The 861-nt window shown below is 65.3% G+C and carries 1 protein-coding gene and 1 pseudogene; one reads left to right on the top strand and one right to left on the bottom strand.

Features of this window, described 5'->3' with window-relative positions; all coding sequences use genetic code 11:
* Positions 1–615, bottom strand: a pseudogene (locus DMB66_RS60045) (hypothetical protein); the annotation flags it as partial.
* Between DMB66_RS60045 and DMB66_RS65120 the strand changes: the two are divergent.
* On the top strand, positions 610–861 hold a 252-nt coding region (locus DMB66_RS65120; RefSeq protein ID WP_233625635.1), incomplete at its 3' end, for a hypothetical protein. The pseudogene DMB66_RS60045 and the gene DMB66_RS65120 overlap by 6 nt on opposite strands.

Raw genomic sequence — 861 nt, 5'->3', positions numbered from 1 at the left:
AAAAATGTCGAGGTACGCCGAGTCCGGCACCAGCTTCTTCCACTGGAACTCGTCGGACTCGCTCTTGGCCCGGAACGCCAGGGTGATCGTGCTGCTCGCCGTCGCATCCTGGAAGGCATCCCTGACCGCTGTCTGGGCGAACCTGACCTCGTCATTGCCCTTCGGGCAAGCGCTCTTGTTCGCGGTCGCGTTGACCTGGCCCAGCGACTTCCACCACTTGCCCTTCGTGCTGTTCCACGTCACCGACGCTGACTTCTCGACCCGGTTGGTACGCCACAGCTGGAACGGCGACGGCGAGCAATTGGCGCTGTGCCGCACGTTGACCAGCACGGCCGCCCTCTTGATCGTGGCGTCCTTGAGCTTCGTCACGTCGAACTGCACGATCGTGCGCCAGTCGTCGTCCGAGGAACCGTGCCACACCTGGCCCACCCGCATGTCACCACGCGTCGACTTGTCACTCCAGTACGACTTGGTGGGATTCTTACGGCTGACGTGCGTCCAGATCTCCTTGCCGCCGTTGAATCCCGGATCGATCGAGACCGGATACACCGTGGCGGGATCGGTCAGCATCTGCTGCGACGGCACGACCGTCAGCGACGCACCGTCCAGGTGCACCGGCAGATCCTCGACTCGACGGGGCTCCGGGTCCTGCGGCAGACTCACTGCCGCCGGATCGGCCTTCAGCGCCCGCATCCGCTGCGATGGCGCCAAGCCGGGCGTCTGCGGTTTGTCCCACATTCGGGCGCCGTCAGAAACGAAAACCGGGTCTCCCGACGGCGTCGCCGCTCGGATGAAGCCGTCGGCGTCACGCTGCATGACAACGCCCTGCGTGGCCAGACCGAACCGCAGCCGCTGCAACGC

This window comes from Actinoplanes sp. ATCC 53533, from assembly GCF_003947245.1.
The sequence above is the reverse complement of the archived record's forward strand: the minus strand, read 5'-3'. Positions and strand labels throughout refer to the sequence as shown.